At 53.1% G+C, this 21,844-nt stretch carries 16 protein-coding genes; 4 read left to right on the forward strand and 12 right to left on the reverse strand.

Annotated features, from left to right (window positions below; genetic code table 11):
• Positions 1–3 precede the first annotated feature (3 nt).
• The 12 genes from B5D23_RS12475 to B5D23_RS12530 form a co-directional block, all read right to left on the reverse strand.
• Positions 4–1,962, reverse strand: a complete 1,959-nt coding sequence (locus tag B5D23_RS12475; RefSeq protein ID WP_078685783.1) for a DUF6785 family protein — start codon at positions 1,960–1,962, stop codon at positions 4–6.
• Positions 1,952–6,838 carry an FtsX-like permease family protein gene (locus B5D23_RS12480; protein WP_078685784.1) on the reverse strand — a complete coding sequence of 1,629 codons (4,887 nt, stop codon included), beginning with the start codon at positions 6,836–6,838 and terminating at the stop codon, positions 1,952–1,954. Before B5D23_RS12480 ends, B5D23_RS12475 begins: the two co-directional genes overlap by 11 nt.
• A complete protein-coding gene (locus B5D23_RS12485; RefSeq protein WP_078685816.1) occupies positions 6,835–7,539 on the reverse strand; it encodes an ABC transporter ATP-binding protein in 705 nt (234 codons plus the stop codon). The genes B5D23_RS12480 and B5D23_RS12485 overlap by 4 nt, the downstream gene beginning before the upstream one ends.
• A gap of 75 nt (positions 7,540–7,614) precedes the next feature.
• Positions 7,615–8,301, reverse strand: a complete 687-nt coding sequence (locus tag B5D23_RS12490) for an ABC transporter permease (RefSeq protein ID WP_078685785.1) — start codon at positions 8,299–8,301, stop codon at positions 7,615–7,617.
• A 65-nt stretch (positions 8,302–8,366) separates the two neighbouring features.
• Entirely contained in the window at positions 8,367–9,182 is an 816-nt protein-coding gene (locus B5D23_RS12495) for a polysaccharide deacetylase family protein (RefSeq protein ID WP_078685786.1), read from the reverse strand.
• Complete coding sequence (locus B5D23_RS12500; RefSeq protein WP_078685787.1) at positions 9,179–10,393, reverse strand: glycosyltransferase family protein; 1,215 nt, start codon at positions 10,391–10,393, stop codon at positions 9,179–9,181. Before B5D23_RS12500 ends, B5D23_RS12495 begins: the two co-directional genes overlap by 4 nt.
• Complete coding sequence (locus B5D23_RS12505; RefSeq protein WP_078685788.1) at positions 10,393–10,992, reverse strand: histidine phosphatase family protein; 600 nt, start codon at positions 10,990–10,992, stop codon at positions 10,393–10,395. The genes B5D23_RS12500 and B5D23_RS12505 overlap by 1 nt, the downstream gene beginning before the upstream one ends.
• Positions 10,989–12,125: a glycosyltransferase family 4 protein gene (locus tag B5D23_RS12510; protein WP_159445996.1), complete on the reverse strand. Its 1,137-nt coding sequence runs from the start codon at positions 12,123–12,125 to the stop codon at positions 10,989–10,991. Before B5D23_RS12510 ends, B5D23_RS12505 begins: the two co-directional genes overlap by 4 nt.
• Positions 12,126–12,135: 10 nt before the next feature.
• The gene (locus tag B5D23_RS12515; RefSeq protein ID WP_078685790.1) at positions 12,136–13,431 is read right to left on the reverse strand and encodes a glycosyltransferase family 4 protein; all 1,296 of its coding nucleotides are present in this window, start codon (positions 13,429–13,431) and stop codon (positions 12,136–12,138) included.
• The gene (locus tag B5D23_RS12520; RefSeq protein WP_078685791.1) at positions 13,431–14,621 is read right to left on the reverse strand and encodes a glycosyltransferase family protein; all 1,191 of its coding nucleotides are present in this window, start codon (positions 14,619–14,621) and stop codon (positions 13,431–13,433) included. The genes B5D23_RS12515 and B5D23_RS12520 overlap by 1 nt, the downstream gene beginning before the upstream one ends.
• A gap of 106 nt (positions 14,622–14,727) precedes the next feature.
• Positions 14,728–15,825, reverse strand: coding sequence for a radical SAM protein (locus B5D23_RS12525; protein ID WP_159445997.1), 1,098 nt, complete (start codon positions 15,823–15,825; stop codon positions 14,728–14,730).
• Positions 15,826–15,989: 164 nt separating this feature from the next.
• Complete coding sequence (locus B5D23_RS12530) at positions 15,990–17,189, reverse strand: GAK system CofD-like protein (protein WP_078685793.1); 1,200 nt, start codon at positions 17,187–17,189, stop codon at positions 15,990–15,992.
• Positions 17,190–17,839: 650 nt separating this feature from the next.
• On the opposite strand from B5D23_RS12530, the gene tmcD reads away from it, so the two are divergent.
• The 4 genes from tmcD to tmcA all read left to right on the forward strand — a co-directional run bounded on the left by tmcD (position 17,840) and on the right by tmcA (position 21,681).
• On the forward strand, positions 17,840–19,099 hold the full coding sequence (tmcD, locus tag B5D23_RS12535) for an electron transfer complex subunit TmcD (protein WP_078685794.1): 1,260 nt from the start codon (positions 17,840–17,842) through the stop codon (positions 19,097–19,099).
• Between the two features lie 11 nt (positions 19,100–19,110).
• Positions 19,111–19,773: a TmcC family electron transfer complex membrane anchor subunit gene (tmcC, locus tag B5D23_RS12540; RefSeq protein ID WP_078685795.1), complete on the forward strand. Its 663-nt coding sequence runs from the start codon at positions 19,111–19,113 to the stop codon at positions 19,771–19,773.
• 36 nt (positions 19,774–19,809) lie between these two features.
• Positions 19,810–21,234 (forward strand): electron transfer complex ferredoxin TmcB, encoded by a 1,425-nt coding sequence (gene tmcB / locus B5D23_RS12545; protein WP_348980893.1) that lies wholly within the window; start codon positions 19,810–19,812, stop codon positions 21,232–21,234.
• Positions 21,235–21,297: 63 nt separating this feature from the next.
• Complete coding sequence (tmcA, locus tag B5D23_RS12550; protein WP_078685818.1) at positions 21,298–21,681, forward strand: acidic tetraheme cytochrome c3 TmcA; 384 nt, start codon at positions 21,298–21,300, stop codon at positions 21,679–21,681.
• Positions 21,682–21,844: the final 163 nt, after the last annotated feature.

Here is a 21,844-nt window from a genome sequence, read left to right on the forward strand (position 1 = left end):
CGTCTAGAGTGGGAATATGCTGTAACCGGGACCAAAGAAAATGCCTATGAGTGCCCAAAAACCGCCCATGAGGAAATCGCCAAGAATGAGTCCGGCAAAGAAAAAGCGCAGGCGGCGGAAAAGTATGGCTCCACCATAGTGCAGGCACAGATGATTGCAGAGCCAGCCAAGGAAAAGACTGAACCAGAGGATGCGCATGCTTGCGTCATACGCGGCCAAAAAACCGATGGGGTGCAAGGGCCACCAGGGGAATCGCCAGTAGCAGAGAATCAGAACAAACATGGTGCACATCCCGGCAATGGTGAAGCCGATGGTCCAGCTGTTGGGTGCTGGTGGTGAATCAAGGATGCGCTGAATGTTCTCGTGAACAGCAAGGGTGGAGCGAACCGCCCAGTCTGCATTCATGTCGCGCAGGCCGTATTTGTAGCACAGGGCAAGCATGATGCAGAGACCGAGAATAGCTGCAAGGGGGATGATAAGAGCGAGGAGAAGGCGCATCGCACGGGCAGAGGGGTGACCTGATGCGATTTTTTCACCGTGGAAAAGTGTAGGGAGCAGACTCTCGCGCAAGTCCACAAAAAGGACTTTTTGCATGACCGCAGAACCTGCAAGCCCGGCCTGACCTAAAAAGCTGCTGCCAAAGCAGCCAATGAGCGCGTCGAGCGGAGTAACGGTCAAAATGAAATAGGGCAGACCGCCCTGACAAATGAGCCTGCTCACGACGAGAAGGAGAATGACCGCACAAAGAGGGAGTACAATGGCTGTGAGGGGCGGAAGCCTAAACCATATTCCCCAGCCTGTGAGCAGGAAGAGTCCCAAAAGGAAGCCGAGTCCGGCAAGAAGAGGGGGCGCCTGAACGTCTTTGTGACCAGGGAGGAACTGCGTGAAAATGGCGAGAAGTTCCCGTCGGGCTAGCCAGAGAATGAAGAAGGCAAATACGATGGCCGCACCGATGCTTTGTGCCTGCTCTGGACGTGAAAATTCTGGACCGAAGGTGACGCCAAGCGCGGACTCTGGGGCATTGAGACCTGCGACAGAAAGAATACCCGAAAGGAGACCGGCCCAAAGGAAAAAGAACCAAAGACTGAATGAGATTTGGCGAGGTGTAAAAAAGGCAAAGCCAATGAAGGCAAGCACGATGGAAAGTTTGAGCTTGTGAAAGCCGGAAAAGAGTCCAAATTTGGGGAAATAGTCGCCAGCAAGAATGAGCGTCTGAATCTCCGGGACTGAGGGCATGTAGGCATGTAACCCGTTGAGTGCATGGAGAAAGAGAGGCAGGGCAAGGCCTGAGAGGAGAAAACCGTTGCTGATCCACGGTTCTGGAGTGTCCTCTGCGAGATGCTCACCCATAAGCTGCGGCACGCGAAGCAGCGGGAAATTCATGCGTTCGTTTGTGACCCACTGATGCCCAAGGAGCCGGGCGAGACAAAAGAGCACCAGATAGATCGTGAGGATGAAACTGCCCCATGAAAGAAGTGGAATGCTCCACTGTGCCCATGGGATGCTTGAAAGCAGTGTCATGAAGCCCATGCTTCGACCATTGGGAAGGCCGTTGTAGAGCGTCTCTGTGATGTCTGGGTTCGCAGGCCGCCAGCCTTGTGGCAAAAGCTCGGAAAGCGTCTGCGTCCAGCGAAATCCATCACGAGAGAAAAAGTCTGGGGCCGTGGTGTTGACGAAAAATGTCTGGGTTAGCCCGGCGTAGGCGATGCCAGTAAATATGGTGCAGACGAGCCATATGCACAAAAGCTCAATGCCGGAAAAGAGGACGCGCCCGGTGAACCTTTTGCCCAAGGCAGAGAGGAAGAAGAGCCATGCAATAAGGAAGAAGGGGGCGAGTGGAAAGTGCCCGCCGCCAAAGGGCGTGTTTCCCAAGACTGCGGCATTCCACGGCGTCAGGATGCACAGGAGAATGCCAAAGGCGAGGCCAAAAAGTAGACCACGAAGGCGGAGCTTATTCGTCATGTGCCTGCTCCCTTCCGGTTATGCGAATGCGAAAGCCGTCGCGGTGAGCAAGCTCTTCTGCGGTGGAGAGCCTGAGTTTGTGGCTGTAGTTTTCTGCACCAGCATCATCCAGAGAACGCCAGATCAAAAGCTGTTTGCGCAGGTCATTGATGAATCCCTTGTTGGCATTGATCCATGCCTGCTTTTCCCCTGATTCTCGTTCAAGGAACAGCCGTATCTGCATGAACCCCTTGTAGACATCTGAGGGGCAGAACGTGATGCGGACGTTTTGCCTGACGCCAAAGTCAAAGGGAGCGAGCCAGACCTGAAGCTGAATCATGAGGCAACTCTGTGTCGAGTGAAGGTCCTGCCCTTCCCACGGAGGAAGCGAGCCGGGCTGGAGAAGCTCACAAAACATTTCGTCAGTGCAGAAGAGTCCATGCGAAACATCAGCGTGTGCTGCATAATACTGCTGCAAAAAACCGCCTGCACTGGTTTGCTCGTTAAGGTTAATGAGGAAAGGCAGGACGATGTTGAGCGTATCGCCTTCTGGGGTCGGCATGTTCCACGAGCGGCTCACGTCGGGAATGGCAACATTGGCCGCGACCCGCGAGGGATAAATTGTGCTGACGAGCACCACGAGGAGAACCAGAGACATGGCGGCAATGGCTGCGAGTGAAGAATAGTTTGCCGTCATGCCGGACCAGATCGCCGTACCAGACAGGAGGGCAGAGCTTGCCTGTGCGAGCAGGTACCCGGCTACAATGCTGATGATCCCTAGGGCCAGCGCTTCGGCAATGAAGAGAAAAGAGACATGCGAGGGAGCAAGCCCGACCGAGGTATAGATGGCAATTTCATTTTTGCGTTCGTAGACGCTCCCGATCATGGTGTTGAGCACAATGCACACACAAATCAAAATGGGAATGGCGACGCCCTGAATGCCTGAATATTTTGTCGCAGTTGCCGCGTAGAAGAGCGATGTTGATGGCGTGGGGCTGAGCGTGCCCCGGAAGATCATCAGCCCAAAACGCTGGCTGAGTTCTGTGGCGAGTTGTTCTGTTTCCTGTGAGTCCCCGGCAATGGCCAGCGCCTTGAGCTTGCCGCCACTTCCACCAAGGCCCAAAAGTGTGGTGTAGGGCACAAGAAGTGTCTCTTCTCCTGGAATATGCTGGTAGCGGGAGGAGTAGCGGGCAATGTCCCGACCTTCTTCCAGAGCCTCGGCCTCGACGTCAGAAAGGACTGTCGCTGCTTCCGATGGATAAATGATTGGTGTCATGGCTTCGCCGTCGAGATCGGGGTGGGACTCCAGTCCGCCTTTTTTCATGCAGCCCACAACGGTAAATGGCATGCCCCAGATGCGGACGCTTGTGCTCTCTGGGCGCGAAAGGTCAACGCCGAGAGCTTGAGCCATTGCGTCTGGCAGGATCACGGCGAACTGCTCGTCGGGGCGGAACCAGCGCCCGCAGCTCAGTTCTTTGTCGAGACCAGAAATCTGTGGCTCAATGGCAGAGAGGCCGACAATGCCACGGGCACGTGCTGTGGTGGAAATATCTTTTTGTACGGGGATGGATGGCGCCCGGGTGCGATCCAGAATTTCATACCAGACTCGGGGCGCAATGCGGTATTTCTGTTGGGAGAAGTCATTCATGGCCCCGAGAGCTTCAACGGGCAAATCTTTCCAGCCAATGTTTTTGAGAAGGACGCCGCTGTAGCTGGCAGCGTCGCGAAATGCTGACCAGCCTTGCCGGGTCTGGGAGCGAACGGCTGTGAAGTTCATAATGGTAAAGGTCAAAAGTGTGAGTGTGGTGCAGGTCAGGAGCGTGCGCAGGGGGCGGCGGCGAAGGTTGGACACGCCAAGAATAAAGGCAGCGGCAAAGGCTGAGCTGTGGCTGAGTCCGCTGGTTTTGACGTTTCCTGAGCGCTGTTGCAGCTCCTTCATTTCTCGCTCAAAGCGGAAGAAAATAATGAGCGAAACCAAAACGGACAGGCCCACAATAAAGAAGGCGAGTATAACCACCATAGGGCTGTACGTGAGCTGGAACGCTGGGTGAACAAGCGAGATGATGGCGATGATGGCGACGAGGAAAAAGAGGAATCCTGCTATGCGCTTGGTGATGTCGGTAAAGCCAAAGACAAGGCGCTCCATGCAGTAGGCAAAGGGGACAAAGAGCGCAATGTAGAAGAGGACTCCAAGCAGGACGTCTTTCTGAATGGAATCGACATCGTTATAGACCTGCGAGGCAATGGACAGCGCTGTGCGGGAGGAATCAAGGAAGCTGTCCCACTGCTTTTCTTGCGACGCCTGTGTTGCTGCGCTGAGAGCTGCCTGTCCCTGTGCTGCCATTTCCCGGAGGCGGTCACCTATAATGCCGCGCTGTTCGAGGTTCGTAATGCGGGGAGTGAGCAGGCTCCACATATCAGTTGCGGCCCGGTATGGCGTGAGTGTGACCACGGGCCAGTCTTTGAGCCGGTATCCTTTTCCTGTTGGAGTCTCGGCACTGGCATTAAGCAGGATAACTTTCTTGTCGAGGACGGTGTCGGAAAGCGTGAGCTTGAGCGGAACCTCTGGCGGCAAGAAAAACGTTCCAAGGGTGGAGGAGCGTGTGTCCAGACGGCTGTACCAGAAGCGCAGGGGCGTTGATTCGGTTCGGGAATCAATGAGCGTTGGGCGGTACACGTAGTGGAATGTCCGGGCATCAAGCATTTCAAAGAACGTGGACTGGGCGCAGCGGAACATGATGAGATTTGTTTCCATGTTCAGCCTGTTCATTTTGACCCGGTAAGAGCTTTTGCCCGTGGCGGGTTTGTCTATGGCCCAGACTGCACGCCCGGTGTCTGTATCAAACAGGAATCCTTCCAGAATGGCCTTGTGTACTGAGTGCTTTTTGTCTGCGAGACCATGTACGGCAAAGTTTCCTGCGTGGTCTACCATCGCAGGGAAACGCGAGTATGCCTGAAAGCAGATAAGGCTTGTGCCCTCTGCGGGACGATCCGGGAAAACTTCACCCTGCCGGAGCAGGTTGGCGCGTCCCCGCAGGCTCGCAAAGCCGTTTTTGAGCGTGGTTCCTGAATCTGGGATTGGCTCTGAGACAAGTGCCTGAGCCAGAGACAGGACAAATGCATTTTGGCGCTGGTGCGTTTCCATGTCCACCGCGCTGAGTTCATCGTATGGCGTGCCCCATGAGCTGCGGGCATCGTGAGTGCTGGCAAGAGTGATGCCGGGACGTCCAGACAGGGCAAAGGGTTCAGAACCGAGCTGGGGCTTGTCTGGCAAAAATCCCTGCCATGAATCCAGGAGTGATGGCCGAAGCATGTCTGTGTAATGCTTGCCATCGACATGTTTGGCGGCGGTCTCGCGCAACAGAGCAGCAAGTGGACTCAAAAATCTGGTGCGGGAAATAGTGGGGCGCAACAGATAGAGCCAGCCGCGTTCAAAGGCTCCAATGCCTGTGCCGTGGCTGGACAGGTGTAAAGAAACAAGCGCCTTGATCTGAAATGTGTCGAGCTGCTCACGTAAAAGAAGGATGCTTCCCAGCTCTTTTTCCTCCAGAGTCGCATCTGCAAGTTCCCGCTGCTGCTCTTCCTGAGCTGGAGCAATAAGGCTTGTCAGTATTTTTTTATCCTGTGTGGAGAGCTGAGCTGTTTCAGGGAGCCACGACAGGCGGCGCAGGTTCAGGCGCTCCTTGGCGAGGGCAGCAATGCGTTCCGAGCGTTCTGGAAAGTCGGGAGAAAGGCGAAGCCGGGCCAGTTCTGCACTGAGGGCATCGGTTTGTGTCTTAACCACAAAGCCAAGTGCCTCGCGCAGAAGTTTTTGTTCTGATTCAATTCTTGGCCAGCCTTTGTCCTCTTCAGGCCGAAATTCTTCCAAAAGTTCCAGCGAGATCAGGGCATGCTCTTTACGGAGAGCCAGCGCCCCTGCTTCATTTTCAAGTCGTTCAATCTTTTCACTTAGTGCATAGGTAAATTCCCGCATTCCGGCCTGCCCCTGCGCATGTCCGGCCGTAGCGAGCAAGAGCACGGAGCGCTTTGGTGGGGTGCGTTCAAATTCGTGGGCAAGGGCGAGGAGCGTATCAATGGAACAGGCTTCATCTGCTCCGGGGGCATTGCCGGGGATGTCTGCTGTGCTGTCATAAAATGCTTCGAAGATGCACAGCTCATTTTTGAGTGTTTCGTCTGAACCGGGAATGAGACAGGCAATATTTTGAGTAGGGGCACGGGTCCAGTGCATGGAGGAGCGCAGCGTGACAGGTGGAAAACTGCTTTTGGGGCTGATCGCACCAAAGATTCGGGAAGCCTGCTCGTAGGGCATCCAGAAGCGGGGGAAATCAATGGGGGTCGGTTCGAAAAGCTTTTCCAGTTCGTTTCTGGGAGCTTTTGGCCTGCCGGGACGCGGGTCAGTAAAGATGACCGCACGGGCACCGAGCATGGCAGCATTTTGCCAGTTTTTCCCGGAATCAAGGTCCATGAGGATGATTCTGCCATTCACATCATGGCCATTGAAGTCCCGAAGTTCTCCCTTGCCGACAGCGAGCACTGGCGCGTTGAGACCTGGGGCAGGAATACTGCTTGGCGAGAGAGCGTTCATCCGCAGAGGGAAAAGCTGCTCTGTTCGGCCGTCTGCGCGAGTGATGGAACAGTGCTCCACCAGCTGCACTGGAATGGAAAAATGTTGGGTGAAGCAGATGACGTTGCGTTCATCTGAGAGTGTTTTGGAAAGAGCATTACTGACAAGTTCGGCCGCACGAAAGTGACCGGGGCTGCCTACGCTGCGGTCCGGGATGGCACTAAGTTGTTCCATGATTGAGGGCTGCGCATCAGCAGAAGGCGGCGCAGCCTTGGCAAAGGGAACGGCAAGAAACAGGGCGAGGGCAAGGGCAAGAGAAAGTATGGACTTCATGAGTCTGTGCTCTCCCGATCTGCCTGTGACTGGATGCCGCCAACAGAAATATCCAGTGCGTGACGGTCCTCAATGCGTTCGACTTTCCCGTCACGAATCCAGACGACCCGATCTGAAACAGCCAGCATTTTGTGGTCATGTGTTGCTGAAATAATCGTGACACCATGCTCCACAGAAAGCTTTTCGAGCATGGCAATGATTTCTTCGCCAGTCGAGGTATCAAGATTTCCTGTTGGTTCGTCTGCAAGGATGATGGCAGGAGAATTGGCGAGAGCGCGGGCAATGGCAACGCGTTGCTGCTGTCCGCCGGAGAGTTCGGAAGGGCGGTGCTGATAGCGTTTTTGCAGGCCAACTTCGTCGAGAAGGGCAATGCCTTTTTCCTGTGCGTCGGCGCTGTTGACCCCTGCAAAGGTCATGGGCAGGGTCACGTTTTCCAGCGCTGTCATGACGGGAATCAGATTAAAAGTCTGGAAAATATACCCAATTTTGCGATTTCTGAGCCATGCCAGCTCAAAGGCATCAAGCTGGGAGATATCTACCTCATCAATAAAGACTTTCCCATTTGTGGGCTTGTCCAGTCCGCCGATCATGTTAAACAGCGTGGATTTCCCTGAACCAGATGGTCCCATAATCGACACATATTCACTGGAGTTGATTTCAAGGTCGACTCCCTTGAGGGCTTCGACCTCAAGATTGCCCATGCGAAAGCTTTTCGTCACATTGATAACACGAACGATGGTCCGGGATTTTTCTGCCACGGCTGGCTCCACATGGGTTTAGTGTTCTGATCCAAGGGCTGCTATGGGGCGCATGCGGGCTGCCAGATATGCAGGGTACAGAACTCCGGCCAGTGTGAGGAATATTCCTGTGGCGAAGGCAAAAAGAAGGGAGAGGAGAGCATCGGGGTGAAGAAGTCCAAAACTTGCAGCAGAGCCAAAGGTGACGAGGCTGTACCCAAGGCTGACAAGAAGTCCAAGCAGAACGCCACAGGCTGAACCTGTTGCGCCGAGCATTCCGGCTTCCAAAAGAAAAATACGCAAGACAAAGCGGTCGAGAGCGCCAAGGCACTTCATGACGCCAATTTCGCGAAAGCGTTCTGTCACAGACATGAGCTGAGCGTTGATGATGCCAACGGCGCAGACCAGAAGCGAGAGAAACACAATCCAGCGTTCTCTTGGGCTGGGGGAAATGCTTTGGGCATCGGACGCAACAGAAAAGCCTGCACGAGTCAGTTCGTCCAGAACAGATGGCCCATGTGCAGAAAGATAGCCCTGGGCTATGTTGCTTCGCAAAAGAATAAAGCTCAGGAACGCCACGGCCAGTACAAGACTGACCGTGGTGACCAAAGATCGCATGAACCGAATCCTGAGATTGCGAAAGCTCATGCTGAGCGCCGTTTTCATGGGCAGAACAATCTGTCTGTCCACTGGTTTGGCGGTACTCTCGTTGTGTGTTTTCTTCATAAAGAATCCCTGCGGAACATCATGTCTATACTGGAGATTCTTTATGATAGCGCATCAGCGGGAAATCAGGCAAGCACAGAACATTTTTCCTGTGCTTCGTGCAGGAGTTCCCCTATGTGCACGGTGTGAAGACGGGCGTCACTTCCGAGCACGGTGAGCAGCGTTTCCAAAAAGGCCAGCGCGTGTTCATTCATGCGCTGATGGTGCAGCATGAAGCCACAGGTGCCTGTTTTCAGTGCATCACCGAATTCCTTGAGCAGAGCCTGTCTGTCTTTTTCCGCCTCTGGTGACCTGCGGGTGTGGAGGTCAACGTGGACTGGAAATTCTGTCAGACCATCGGGGCAGGCAGGAGCGGAACCACAGCTCCTGGACAGCCCGGAAAGTCCCTGATCCCGGAGACCAAGAATGGCCTGCTGTGACATCCTGTTCCACGGAGGAGTGAATACAGGTATAAATGCACTCCCTATGGTTTTGTGGAGTTTTTCAACTCCCCGCTGGATGTCCTGCTGCTGCTCCTGAACAGGGCGGAAGCTGCCGAATTCATTTTTTAGCTCTCCCTCTGGCTCATGGTTTCGGTGCTGCCAGCCGTGCTGGTGCCAGCCCCAGTCTGCTCCACGAGCAACTTTGTAGAGTGTTTTCCAGCGGGCGAGCGACATCCACGCAGGAACAAGGGCAGGAGAGAGAGGCGTCCTGTGCCGAAGAAAAACATCGCAGCAGCTAGTCCAAATGGTGCCGGGGGCTGCCACATCATCAGCCCGGAACCATACCCGAATTGGGGTGTTGTGCGCATCGAGCGCGTTTTCAATCTGCCGTTCCAAATCAGATTGAAGGCCTGGCCACGGCGCTTGCCATAGCGCGGAAGGTGTGTGTCGAGCGATCATGACGACTCCATGAACTGTTGCAAGAGGTTTGCGGTACTGCGGGCGCCACTCAGGTCAAGATCCGTCCCACCGGCCTGAGTTGCCTGCAACGTCGTGTGCATGATTTGTGAAAGTCGATCAGGTTCCAGATCCTTTGGCTGGAGAATCTCCAGCACGCCACGCGCAGCAAGGCGTTCTGCCCGCATGCGCTGTTCCCTGTTTTGGGTAAATGGCAAAACAAGTCCGTAGGTTTGTGCTGCCAAAAGATTCATGAGTGTATTGTAGCCACCCATACTGAGAGACAGGTCTGCCGCCGCAAGGAGTTCTGGAAACTCTGTGGAAAAGCGTTCTACATGGATGTGCGGGGCGGTGCTGGCCTTGGCCTGCAAAAGAGCGAAATCCTGTTCGTCGAGGTACGGGCCAGAAAGAATGCGCAGAGTATGTGGCAGCGATGCGCTGAGGACAATTGACGCCTCAAGCGTTGTGCTCAGAAGAGGATAGCCTTCGCTCCCTCCGCCTGCACTGGCCACAATGAGTGGCTTTTCGTCTTTTTTGAGGATTTTTCGCAGGCTGCTGCTTTTTTCTGGGCGAGGGCGGGGCGCGACGTAGCCTGTGTAGTGCACGGGCGGGCGTATGTCTGCTGTTCTGGAAAATGTCTCGTCCAGAGAAAAAACGTTTGGGTCCGAGTGAATGAGAACCCCGGAATAGCTTCGGTTCAGTATTTTGAGAACCCGCTCTTCGTATTTTTGCTGGTCGGCTTTTTCGACGAGAATGTCACGCAGGCTACAGACGATTTTGCAGGGACCAAAGGCTCCACTTTGGAGGGCTGTGAGCACAGGGATAAGCTCGAAGCGAAATGCCCGGCGTCCAAAGGGGAAAAGTTCGGTGAGAAATATGTGTGGTCGAAAGCGGCCTGCAATCTTCATGAGCCGGTCAACGCGCTGTTCCATGATTTCGGCCAGCAGTTCATCAAGCCGGGCCTGCTCTTTTTCTGAAAGCGGGGTTTTGGGCATATCATAATGCGCAGGCAGGACATGGGAGAACGTGCTGTCCATACGCAGGGCGGGAAGCTTTTCGTGAAGAATGCCCTCTGGGAGAGGAAGGGGAAGCTCTTCGCCCCCGGTGACGAGTGTGACGGTATGCCCGGCATCAATACAGGCACGGGCGATTTCGAGACTGCGGGCTACATGCCCAACTCCGAGTACATGCTGACTGTAGAACAATATGCGCATCAGGGAAGCCTTTGGTTGAGGTTCCGTAGGTGAAGCGAGCCATCCTTGCAGACAATACTGTGGAGACCGTATTTTTTAACGGGGTCGCCATCTTCTGGCAAAAAACTGTGTTTGAGCAGGTCGTTGAGCAGGCACTTGATGACCCCAAGGTGCGAGATGACCAGAATTTCTCCATGAGGGTGGCGTTGTGCTGCTGCAAAAAGTGCATTTCTGGTCCGCTCCAGAACTTCTTTTCTGCTCTCTCCTTCACGAGGCCGAAAGTCCCATGCTGCCTGCTCCTGCCGACGGACTTCAAAACCTTCTTCTCCACGGATTTCGTCAATGGTTTTTCCTACCCAGACGCCCCAGTCCTGTTCTCGAAGCCTGTGGTCTCGCTCCAGCGGAATGTCTCGTCCTTCAATGAGAATCTGTGCTGTTCGTACCGCCCGTTGCAGGTCACTGCAGAGTGCTCCAGTAAACGGCGTTTCCTGCAAGGCGTGTTTCCACGTTTCCGCCTGAAGCTCTCCCTCCGGGGCCAGAGGAATATCGCGCTGTCCCTGAATGCGGCGCAGCTGATTCCATGAGGTCTGGGCGTGTCGCAGCAGGTGGAAAACTGTCATCGGCGGGGACTCCAGCTATGGGGGCTGTTCTCGACGATTTCTCGCATGATGGTGTTCATGGGCGCGTAGCATTTTTCGATGTCATGATTTTTTACGACATACTCGCGTGCATTGTGCCCAAGTCGCGTGCGAAGTTCTGAGTCCTCGACCAGTGTTTCAATGGCTCGGGTGAAGCTTTCGGGTTCATTGGCAGGGACAATGAGTCCCGATTCCATGTCCCGTATGACTTCTGGTGCTCCGGCGTCGTCTGTTGCCACGCAGGGCAGGCCGCTACACTGGGCTTCGAGGTAGACCATGCCGAGACCTTCGTTATAGCCGGGGAAGGCAAAGAGGTCTGCGGCGCTGAAAATTCTGTAGAGTTTTTGACGTGGAATGCGGCCAAGAAAGCGCATTTTCCCAGGGAGCAGAGAGGCTGCAAGCCGCTCTAGCCTGTCTTTTTCTGGGCCACCACCTGCCACGATAAGAAGAATCTTTTTGCCATTGTTTGCCAGCTCTGCGCAGGATCGAATGACCTGTTCTACTCCATCAGCCTTAACGCCTTTGCGCATCATTGCCGCGGTCACGACAACCGTTGTCTCGCGTGCGCCCCATGCCCGCCGATACTTCTGGCGCATGAGGATGTCGGGAGAAAATTCATGGGTAAAGATGCCGGGTTTGATGTAGGTCAGCTTTTCGTCGGGAAGGATGCGGGAACAGGTTTCAAGCTCAGGGAGCTTGTTGACGAAAACATGGCTGGCCGCAAGAAGGGCGCGTTTGTTGAGAATATAGCCGGGCAGGGTCTTGAGACTGCGTTTGCGCTTGTCTGCATAGGCACCAGAAAAAATAAAGTAGGGGAGTCCTAGGCGCGCGAGACGTGGCCCCAGAATGTCTGGAGCTTTGTAATAGCTATGATAGGTGATCCATGCGTTGAGTCCCTGAGAGCTACAGGAGCTGCGGGCCAGCATGTATTCCAGAAGGGCATCTGGCCAGCGCCACGGACGCAGGTAGAGCCATGTGCTTTCCAGAGGAGAAATAACAGACGTGCTGTGACCTTTTCGGACAAAGAATTCCATAGCATCGCGGGCAATAGTAATATCCCCGGAAATGCGAGCGTGATTGAGCGGCTTAAACGGTGCGTAAAAAGCGATGCGCATGGACTGGTCTCTAATGCTGTACCGCTTCCATGAGCTGGGGCGCCGGCTTGTATTCCACAGGGTGGATACCTCCGGCCTCATAGACCTCGGCAAGCGTCTGTATAAGTGTTCTGTTGTCAAACATATGTTCAACCCGCTGGCGGGCAGCCGGGATGAGCTGTGCCCTGAGCTGGTGGTCAGTCAGTACCCGAAGAAGATTGTGCGCAAGCTCCTGCGGATCTTCCGGTGCGCTAAGCATGCCGGAAATTTCATGTTCCACAAGTTCGGGGATGCCAGAAAATCGTGTTGCAGCAACAGGAACGCCCATTGCCATTGCTTCGGCAATGACGTTGGGGATTCCGTCCCGGTCTCCCTTGTCACCAAGTCTGCATCCAAGCACAAAGGCGTCTGCTTTTTCATAAAGCTGACAGACGGCTTCATGGGTGATGGTTCCGGTCATGAGGACCTGTGCTGCAAGCCCCAGATTTTCTGCTTTTTGCAGGAGTTGGGCACGTAGTGGTCCATCCCCTGCAAGTATATATCGGAACTCTATACCTTTTTGGCGCAAAAAGGCTAGCGCTTCCAGCACATCAAAAAGGCCTTTTTTCGGCACAAGTCGTGCAACTGTCAGAATGGTAAATGGCGGCGTAGGCGTTGCGGGCCGTGATTTGGGCGAAAAGAGTGAAAGATCAATTCCGTGTCGCACGCAGGAAATTTTTTTTGCATTCTTTGCAATGTGTTTCAAATAGTTCTCGTTATACGCCGTGCAGGTGACCACGAATTTCGCCCTGTCTATCTTCTCTTTGAGGGCAATGGGGTTTTGTGTGTAGATGTCTTTTGCATGGGCAAAGAAACTAAATGGCACATCGCAAAAAGAGGCGGCGTACATGGCAACCGAGCTTGGGGTATGGGCAAAATGGGCGTGAAAGTGGTGTATGCCTTCGCGTTTTGCAGAGCATTGCACGAGCCATCCTGCCTGAAGAAAGTGCTTGAGCCATGTATGTTTTTTGGGAGCCTGCGGATATCTGGAGAGCCAGAGTCGCGCGGTCTTGATGTAGTGTTTGGGGATGCGGGCAAACAGACAGATGTTTTGCCACAGCAGGCGCGGGAAATCATAACTCACGCTCTGCGGCAGGTAGGTTACTTTGGCCCGAATCGCTTTGACTGATTCATGGGTAAAGCTTTCGCGCGGGTGGCGCATAGAGTAGATGTGGATGCGAAAGCCTCGCTGTTCCAGCAATCTGATTTCATTCGAGATAAAGGTCTCGGAAATGCGCGGAAAGCCCTTGAGCACAAAGCCAAGGGAGGTGGCAGACGAGCGGGACATTACGCAACATGCCTCCTGAAAAGTTCGAGCCGGTGACGCATGACGTCGAGTCCTGTCATTTTGAATGAACTGACGGATTCGAGGTAGTGCTCGGGGTTTTTGAGCAAGCGAAGGATTTTGACCCGAAGCTGGTCCGGGGTGAGTTTTTCCCATGGCAGGTAGTCCACAAGGCCTTGAGTGCTCATGACTTCGGCACGGATGAGCTGCTCTTTTCTGGGGACGTCGCGAGGGATGATGAGCGCAACCTGCTTCATGGACAGAATTTCGCACACGGTGTTGTAGCCGCCCATGCTGATAACCAGATCGGCCTGGGCGATTTCTTTTTCAAGGCAGTTGGTAAAGGCCCGGAAGTCAACACCAAGGGTTTTGGCGCGGGCCGCAAGCTTGTCATATTCTGTGCGCGGGATGAATGGCCCTGCAATCATGAGCGTGTCGAGGTTCAGACTTGCGTTTTGCTCCAGCATGGACAGGTAGGTATCAAGGATAGGGGAACCATCGCCTCCGCCTCCAGTTGTGACCACAATGCGCTTATATTCTCCAGAGCCATGACTGCATCCATTGCTTCCGGGGGCGCGGACCTGCGGAAGCTGGCGCGGAATGTAGCCTGTAAAGACGGTTTTGGCCCCTATGTCAGAAGGAATGGCGTATTCCTTGATAGGGTCATACATGTGTTGTTCGCCATAAATCCAGATTTCGTCGTAGAGGTCACGCAGAACGCTGTTGAAATTCTTTTTGTGCCATTCCGCCTGCGTGGTCTGGGCGTCGTCCAGAATATCCCGCAGTCCCAGAACGAGCTGGGACTGCGGGCGGTTTTTGCGGAACCATTGCAGGGTGGGCAAAACCTCACCTCGCAAACCAATCGGCACTTTGTCGACAATAAAGAGACTTGGATCAAAGGCCTGTGCTGTCGCCGTAATGATGTCCGTGCGCATACGCAGGGCATGGTTGGGCGAAACTTTGATGGAATGCGGTATATACACCGTATTGCTTTGTTTTATCATTCCGGGAATGCGAACAAAATCTATTCCGGGAGGAAAATCAAAGCGGCCGACAATAGGAGATCCGGTCAGAATGAGTATGTTGACGCCGGGCCGAAGAAGGTTCGTTGCAATTGCCATGGTACGTCGAATGTGCCCCAGACCATATGTGTCGTGTGAGTACATTAGAATATTGAATGTATCATGCTGCATTCTGCACTAAGCTCCATTGTTCTGTTCCATCAAAAAAGAAAACTGTGATGCACAGTACGTGAATCATATAAATCTTGTCTACACCCGAGCCGTTCATCCTCCTTTGCTACGAGTGTGTCTGGTTTGCCTGTGCGTAGACGGCACTGTATTTTTTAGGGTTCTCAAATGCTGGTTCGCCGTTCAGGACAGACTTTGAGAGAATAAGATTTTGTTCAAAGCGCTGGATTCCCGGACAAAGTTCATAGGCATGCTCAAAGAGCTTGATTGCGGTCTGGAGTCGGGAATTTCCCCATTCAATGACGCCCAGATTATTTGCTGCTGTCGCATTGCTTTCGTCTTCTTCAAGGGCCTTGCGATACTCTCGTTCTGCTGGCCGGATGTTGTCGACGAGGTCATAGCGAAGGGCGTTGACAAGATATTCCTGTGAAGTGGAAAGCTGGACGTGATCGAGTCCCCGGCATGGGCAGCGCGAAACATTGCAGGGGCGGGGACCATCATAGAGTTCCGCCTCACCCGGAAGCTGGCCAAGAACGGTCTTTTCGCCTGCACAGCGGAATATGGTTCCGTCTGGCTCCATTCGGATGAATGAATGCCCTCCATTGCAGGGGATTCCCTTAAAGTTAAAGAGCATCTTTTTCCCGCCGTCAGAGGACTTTGCAAAAATATTTTTGGCCCTCTGGCTATAGGATTCCGGATAGTCGCGCCCTTTGTATGTGCCCTTGAAAGGACGAGGGGCAAGCTCAATGTCGTATTTGGCAAACGTGTCTGCATCCCGCTGATAGCGGTCGATCAGCGTGGGGTGGAGAACGTAGTTCACCTTGACGACAAATCCATGATTTTTCAGGAGTTGAACATTTCGAATAAACGGGTCTATGCCGCCGCGTTTTTCGCGTTCCTCGATGTGGAGTGAGGCATAGACATCCTGAACCCGTTCAGGAGAAATGCGCTCGACAAATTCCTGAAGCGGTTTCGACAGACTGAGGTTTGTGTCCAGCGCAATGCGATGCTGTTCGGTGAGGCTCTCACAAAGCTGAACAAAGTCTGGGTACAGAAACGGTTCTCCACCTGTGAGACCAATGGTCCATTCCTGGCCTGTTGCATCCAGAAAAGAACGTATGGTCTCTGCTGGGAGCGGGTTCTGCACAGGGGAAGGGTCGTGCGGGTAGTAGCAGTAGTTGCACGTAAAATTGCACGACCGGGTCATGTTCCACATTATGCTGTAAATTTTTGGTCTCATTCTTATGTTGTGCATTAGTCCTGAACTAATGTCCAACATTTTAACTATTCGAAAGAGCGGGTTTTTATTCCAAAAACCCTGTTGTGTAGAATTGGCGGGAGAAAGGTGGGGTTCGAAGAAAAAGAAATTTTTTAGACGCCAGAGAGCGTCATGAGTTTTTGTGCAAGAATTTGCGCAGAAATGCGCGACGAATTTGGAGAAGCTGTCAGGCGGGTGTCGTAAAGGTCAAGATCGAGCTGCTGGAGCTGATGCAGGGACAAATCTCCAGAGTAGCTTTCATTCACGGAGTCGAAGAGGACGCCGCTGACAAGCTGGCGGGGGGAGCAGGGGAAGGGGCAGTCTTTGAGCAGGTAGTGACGCAGGGCAAGCACCTGTTCGCTCAGGCTCAGGTGGAACGATTCAGGATCAAAGCCGAGGTTTGGAACAAAAATTTTGGGGCAGTGGGCTTGCGCGACTGCACGGCCAATGCCTGCGGGAAGCAGGTTGGCAATGACGCTGGAGTAGAAGCTCCCCATTGGGAAGCAGATGAGGTCTGCCTCGGCAATGGCGGAAAGTGCAGACTGGGCCGCACGGGCTGGGTGTGTCTCAAGAGAGTCCAGGCAGGATGTCAGGTAAAGCTGACAAATGGGAGAGTCTGGAGCTGGTGACTCTTTGCCCGTAATTTTGTGCTGCCCACAGAGCGTTTCTCCATTTTCAAGCTGTGCTGCAAGATGCAGGTCGCCATCAAACACGGGACAGACTGTTCCGCGGGCGTGAATGAGCTTGGAAAAAAGCTCAATGACTGGACCAAGGCAGCGACGGTGCTCAAGATAGCCCGCAGCCAAAATGAGATTGCCAATGCTCGCGCCGCGCAGGTCAAAGCCTTCTGGCATGAGATCATAGAAACGGCAAAGGAAATGGCGGATACTATTTTTTTGCGCCGCTGGGATGTCCGCAATGAGAGGATGCGTGCCACTGCACAGCTGGCCCAGCTCGTCAGACAGCGCCCAGAGTTCGGCTTCTTTGGGGAAGCGGTGCCCAAAAAGCGTAATAGTCTGCTCAATGCCAGGGACGCTGGTGTCTGCAAGGGCCATAAGCCGGTTCCTGATGTCCCCTATGGCGGGCATGTGAAAGGCCTTTCGCAACACGGCTGAACTTCCGCCAGAATCAAATGATGTAATGATATGTACGGAGTTGTGAGTGTGCCCAATAAGCTCTTGAGAAAGCTCGCGAAGCGCTGTGCCACCACTAAAAAAGAGAATCCTTGGCCCTGTTTCCGGGTGGGGCAGGAAGTCTTTGTGGGACGAAGCGCTTTGGGGTGTGTGGTGTTTGCGAAAGGAATTCTTGGGCATATTCTGGTTTTATCCTAGTTTGCCTGAACTCGTCCAGTCCCTGCATTTTTGTCAGGAAAAAACGCAAAGAAAAATTCATTTATTTTGTACACCTGGCGCATTTTATGATAGGACACTCCAAAAGCTTGTATTACGTTCTTTTTTTGAACGCAGAAAAGAGTGTGCACCGTGTGAATCATAACAGATGCCGTGATGTTGTATCACTGTTTTTTTGTGTGCTGGTGAGTGTTTCCTTTCTGGTGGTGCCTTTTTTGCGCATTGTGCGTTGCCAGAGGGCACAAAAGCACGGCGTTTTTTGCTGAGAGCAGGAAAAAAACGCAGGTTTTGGCGAAGAAAATTTGTGTTTGGCCGGGCTTTTTCCCTTTTTGATAAGCCTGTACGAAAAATCAGAAAAGTGATTTTTAGGCTGAACATGGATGAAAAAAAGCGAATGATTTCAGGTAATAAAATTCATATAAATTTGTAGGGTGAATCACCCACTTTTTTAGTAGGAATTTTAATTATTTTAAGAAGTTATGAGCTATGTTCTGGACAAAAACTCGTTTGGGAGTTTAAGGGAAACCAGAAAACGGCATGCAAACCTTATGATGATATAACCTCAACGGAGAACCCCAACCGAGTGACGTCCGCAAGGCGTTGGAAGGAGGGCTATGGTGGTTTCTGCAAGCTGGAACTGGGAGCCTGGGGAGCAAATGCTTCTTGATCTCGGCTCCTGCAGAGAAAAGTATGAATGGATAGAGGAACTCCACGCAAGTGCAGATGGCGAAAAGATCGCTGCTGTAGTTAATGTGGAGGGCGAGTTTACCGCCTGTGTCAATGGTGAAAACTGGGAAGACACCTACGACCGGGTTTGGGGCCTGCAATTTTCTCCTGATGGCCGTCTCTGTGGCTTCGCTCAGTCAATGGGCGAGTGGTATGTCGCAGTTGATGGAGCCACATGGGAAGGCCCGTATGGTTACGCGTGGCATTTGCTGTTTAATAATGACGGTTCCCGCATTGGCTGCGCTGTCCAGCAGGACATGCGCTACGGTATGGCAACGGAAGGCCAGCTGTGGGACACATTCTACGCGAATGCAAACAATTTTACGATGAGTAGCGATGGTTCTTCCACTGCTGCTGCTGTCCAGACTATCGACATGGGACAGGCTGAGACTGAAAAATTTGCAGCAGGAACCTATTCTGTTGCGGTTGACGGAAAGGCCTGGGACCATAATTTTGTCAATGTCTTTGGCATCTCTTTCTCCCCTGATGCACGTCACGTTGCGGCAGAAGTTCGTAGCGGCATGTATGACTACACCATATGTGTTGACGGCAAGATGTGGGACACGACGTACCAGAGTGTCTGGACTCCTGTCTTCCACCCCACCACGCAGGCAGTTGTTGCTCCTGTTCGCCAGAAGGGTCAGTGGACACTGGCTCAGGATGGCCGTGGAATTTGGCCGACCTTTGTTCAGTGCTGGCACCCTCAGTTCAGCGCGGACGGCCAGCATCTCGCCGCTATTGTTTCTCCGAAGTTTGGTCGTTGGACGGTTGCTGTTGATGGCACGCCGTGGAACGCAAGCTTTGGTGATTCCGTGACGCATCTCGCAATGAGTGCTGACGGAAAGCGTGCTGCTGCAGTCGGCAAGGAAGACGAAAAATGGTCTCTCCTTGTTGATGGCAAGGCCTGGCAGGGCAAGTATGACATGGTGTATGCACCTCGCTTTAGTGCTGATGGTGCGCATGTTGGTGCTGTTATCGAAAAGGGTGGCAAGTTTAGCTATGCCATCGACGGCAAAGAATATGGCCGGAGCTTCGAGCAGTGTTGGCAGCCTGTGTTTAGTCCTGATTCGACACACGTACTTCTGCGCTGTGTGGAAAACGACAAATACTACCGCCGCGTTGTGCCGGTGTCCGAAATTACCGGATAGGAGGGAGAGCAATGCAGAGTTTTTATAACTTCGTAAGCGGCCCTCTGGTCTGGGTTGCTTTTGCGGTTTTCCTTGGCGGGAGCATTTGGCGCATCTGGTCTCTTTTGAGCCTGACAGCAAAAAAGGACACCTATGTCACTGAGTACTGGAGCTGGAAGCATGCTTTCCGTTCGATTGCTCACTGGATTATTCCTTTTCGCTCGGTGAATTCCCGTATGGAACCAGTCATGTCAATTGTGACTTTTGTCTTTCACATTTGTCTGGTTCTGGTTCCGCTGTTTACCCTGGGGCACATTGTGCTTCTGGAGGAAAGCGTTCTTGGCTGGAGCTGGCCGACCCTGCCCGATTACGTGGCTGACATTGCTGCCATCCTCGTACTGGTTGGCTGTGTGTACTTTGCATGGCGCAGACTGTCTCTGCCTCAGGTTAAGTTTGTCACCACCGCATCGGACTTTGTCATCCTCGCAATCGTTGCTGCACCGTTCTTGACTGGCGTTCTCGCCTATCATCAGATCGGTGGCGCTTTGCTGGTGACAACGCTTCACATTCTGGCAGGCGAACTGATGCTCGTATGCATCCCCTTCACCCGGCTGGCTCACATGCTCTACTTTGTCTACACCCGTGGCTACACTGCTTCTGAATTTGGCGCAGTTCGTCACGTTAAGGACTGGTAGACCTGAGCGCTAATTCTTCTTTAAGGAGTAAGGACTATGGCTGAAAACACTGAAAGTGTTGAACAGGCCGAAGCCCCGATGACATTCATACAGAAGGTAGCGGCAAAATCCAGGGAAGACCGGGAACAGGGCCGTTACGACTACGACAGCATCGAGGACCTCGGGCTCGACGAGGGCATGAAAAAGCTCACGCCAGAGCGCATTGAAAATACCGTGAATGAGGTTGTGAAGGGCGAGTGTGGCGCACGGCTGCGCGCATACGTGGAGACATGTGTGCACTGTGGTCTGTGTTCCGAGGCCTGCCATCACTATCTCTCTAATGATAAAGATCCTAAGTTTTCCCCGGTGGGCAAAGTCAAGCGCACCATGTGGAAAATGATCAAGAAGAACGGCAAACTCAGCCCCGAAGAAATTCGTGAGTGTTCTGTTGTTTCTTCGACAGAGTGTAACCTCTGCCGCCGTTGCCAGCAGTATTGTCCGTTTGGCATCGACATTGCCTACATGCTCCAGACTGTACGCCGGGTTTGTTCCAAGCTGGATATGTCCCCTCAGTACATTCAGGATACGGTAAACAGCCACGCTTCGACCATGAACCAGATGTGGGTCAAGGAAGATGAGTGGATTGATACCTTGCAGTGGCAGGAAGACGAAGCTCGAGACGAGTTCCCGAACATTCGTATTCCTGTGGGCAAAGATGGTGCAGAGTTCATGTACTCTGTTATTGCCCCTGAGCCGAAGTTCAGAACGCACCTGATCTATCAGGCTGCTGCGATTTTCCATGCAGCTGGCCTTGACTGGACCATGCCCGAAGAACCCGGTTGGGATAACTCCGATATGGCTATGTTCACCGGTGACTTTGAGACGATGGGTCGCGTCAAGAAGGCTCATTATGAAGCCGCTCAGCGCCTGCACTCCAAGTACATCGTTATGGGTGAATGTGGTCACGCTTTCCGAAGCGTGTATGACGTGGGTAACCGTTGGCTTGGCTGGAAAATGCCACCGCTTCCGATGGTTCACTCCCTTGAGTTCTTTGAGCAGCTTATCAAGGACGGCCGGATCAAGGTCCGTGAGAAGTTCCCTGAAAAGGTGACCTTCCATGATCCGTGTAATACGGTTCGTGGACGCGGTCTTCATGAGTGCGGTCGCTATGTTGCCAATGCCTTCACGCAGGGTGTTGTCGAGATGGAGCCGAACAGAGAACATAACCTCTGCTGTAACGCAGGTGGTGGTGTCATTAACTGTGGACCGCCGTGGAAAACCAAGCGCGTGCTGTCCAACCGTGCTAAGGCTGAACAGCTTGCCCGTGTGAAAGACATGGGTGTAAATACGGTTGTATGTCCCTGCCATAACTGCCATGGCGGGCTTGAAGACATCATCCATCATTACGGCCTTGAGATGGAGTTGAAGTTCCTTGGCGATCTTATCTATGAATTCATGGAAAAGCCTGGGGCTGTTGAGTAAATCAAGCCACGTCAAGCAAGGAGTTGCGGATGCTGTCCGCAACAGGGGGATACAATCATGAGCATGAAAAAGCTGGGACTGTTGATCACCTTGGCAGCGCTTGCTGGCCTGCTTTGTGTGGCAACAGCCTTTTCACAGGAAGATATCATGCAGCTGAAAGACCCTGCCTTTGGCCAGAACCAGCGCCCGGCAGCAGTGTTTCAGCATGATATGCATAACGAAAAAGCAGAGATTGATGACTGCGCCGCATGTCATCATGTCTATGAAAATGGACAGAAGCTCGAAGACGAGGATTCCGTAGGAACATCTTGCTCCGAGTGCCATACTCTGAAAAATCAGGGCAAACAGCCCGGACTGATGCTTGCTTATCATAAGCAGTGCAAGTCCTGTCACGTTGCGAAGGGCGTAGGCCCTGTGACGTGTGCTGGTTGCCATCAGAAAAAATAAGTTTTGACAACTCAGCGTGATGCTGAGGTGAAAGACTGTCTTGGGACGCCCCGAAAGGGGCGTCCTTTTTTTGTGTCTGATGAAAAGAGCTTGACGAAAAGAGGGGAGAGGAGTCGTTCCCTTTATGGGACGTATGGGACGTATGGGACGTATGGGACGTATG

The organism is Desulfobaculum bizertense DSM 18034, assembly GCF_900167065.1.
GTDB lineage: Bacteria > Desulfobacterota > Desulfovibrionia > Desulfovibrionales > Desulfovibrionaceae > Desulfobaculum > Desulfobaculum bizertense.

Bases quoted from the DNA above. Each gene is read 5' to 3' on its own strand.
- B5D23_RS12515 (WP_078685790.1), bottom strand. From the start codon at position 13,431: ATGTCCCGCTCGTCTGCCACCTCCCTTGGCTTTGTGCTCAAGGGCTTT.
- B5D23_RS12530 (WP_078685793.1), bottom strand. From the start codon at position 17,189: ATGCCCAAGAATTCCTTTCGCAAACACCACACACCCCAAAGCGCTTCG.
- B5D23_RS12510 (WP_159445996.1), bottom strand. From the start codon at position 12,125: ATGCGCATCGCTTTTTACGCACCGTTTAAGCCGCTCAATCACGCTCGC.
- B5D23_RS12525 (WP_159445997.1), bottom strand. From the start codon at position 15,825: ATGACCCGGTCGTGCAATTTTACGTGCAACTACTGCTACTACCCGCAC.
- tmcA (WP_078685818.1), top strand. From the start codon at position 21,298: ATGAAAAAGCTGGGACTGTTGATCACCTTGGCAGCGCTTGCTGGCCTG.
- tmcD (WP_078685794.1), top strand. From the start codon at position 17,840: ATGGTGGTTTCTGCAAGCTGGAACTGGGAGCCTGGGGAGCAAATGCTT.
- B5D23_RS12520 (WP_078685791.1), bottom strand. From the start codon at position 14,621: ATGCAGCATGATACATTCAATATTCTAATGTACTCACACGACACATAT.
- B5D23_RS12480 (WP_078685784.1), bottom strand. From the start codon at position 6,838: ATGAAGTCCATACTTTCTCTTGCCCTTGCCCTCGCCCTGTTTCTTGCC.
- tmcC (WP_078685795.1), top strand. From the start codon at position 19,111: ATGCAGAGTTTTTATAACTTCGTAAGCGGCCCTCTGGTCTGGGTTGCT.
- tmcB (WP_348980893.1), top strand. From the start codon at position 19,810: ATGGCTGAAAACACTGAAAGTGTTGAACAGGCCGAAGCCCCGATGACA.
- B5D23_RS12495 (WP_078685786.1), bottom strand. From the start codon at position 9,182: ATGATCGCTCGACACACACCTTCCGCGCTATGGCAAGCGCCGTGGCCA.
- B5D23_RS12500 (WP_078685787.1), bottom strand. From the start codon at position 10,393: ATGCGCATATTGTTCTACAGTCAGCATGTACTCGGAGTTGGGCATGTA.
- B5D23_RS12505 (WP_078685788.1), bottom strand. From the start codon at position 10,992: ATGACAGTTTTCCACCTGCTGCGACACGCCCAGACCTCATGGAATCAG.
- B5D23_RS12475 (WP_078685783.1), bottom strand. From the start codon at position 1,962: ATGACGAATAAGCTCCGCCTTCGTGGTCTACTTTTTGGCCTCGCCTTT.
- B5D23_RS12490 (WP_078685785.1), bottom strand. From the start codon at position 8,301: ATGAAGAAAACACACAACGAGAGTACCGCCAAACCAGTGGACAGACAG.
- B5D23_RS12485 (WP_078685816.1), bottom strand. From the start codon at position 7,539: ATGGGCAATCTTGAGGTCGAAGCCCTCAAGGGAGTCGACCTTGAAATC.